General features: G+C 66.5%; 1 protein-coding gene. It reads right to left on the bottom strand.

Going from position 1 to position 477, the window contains the following annotated elements:
- Positions 1 to 477: efflux RND transporter permease subunit (locus CVH10_RS17325; protein ID WP_146142986.1), on the bottom strand; the 477-nt coding region annotated here is incomplete at both ends.

The following is a 477-nucleotide window of genomic DNA, read 5'->3' as shown; positions in this document are numbered from 1 at the left end:
TGAGCCGCTCCGCCAAGGCGCTGCTGACGCCGGGCACGTCCTTGAGCGTGCGCTCGATCTCTCCGGTGATGCGGTCGATGGTCGCCAGGTCGGTGCCCGCCACCTTGACACCCACCGGGCTCTTGATGCCCGTGGCCAGCATGTCGATGCGATTGCGGATCGGCGGCACCCAGATGTTGGACAAGCCCGGCACCCTGACGATGCGGTCGAGCTCCTCGACCAGCTTGTCGGTCGTCATGCCGGCACGCCACTGGTCGCGCGGCTTGAACTGGATCGTCGTTTCGAACATCTCCAGCGGCGCCGGGTCGGTCGCGCTTTCCGCGCGGCCTGCTTTGCCGTAGACGGTCGCGACTTCCGGCACCGTCTTGATCAGGCGGTCGGTCTGCTGCAGCAACTCTCCCGCCTTTCCTGCCGACAGTCCTGGCAGCGCCGAAGGCATGTACAGCAGATCCCCTTCGTCCAGCCGCGGCATGAACT

Source organism: Halomonas sp. ND22Bw, from assembly GCF_003011945.1.
In the GTDB taxonomy this organism is placed as follows: domain Bacteria; phylum Pseudomonadota; class Gammaproteobacteria; order Pseudomonadales; family Halomonadaceae; genus Halomonas; species Halomonas halophila.
The sequence above is the reverse complement of the archived record's forward strand: the minus strand, read 5'-3'. Positions and strand labels throughout refer to the sequence as shown.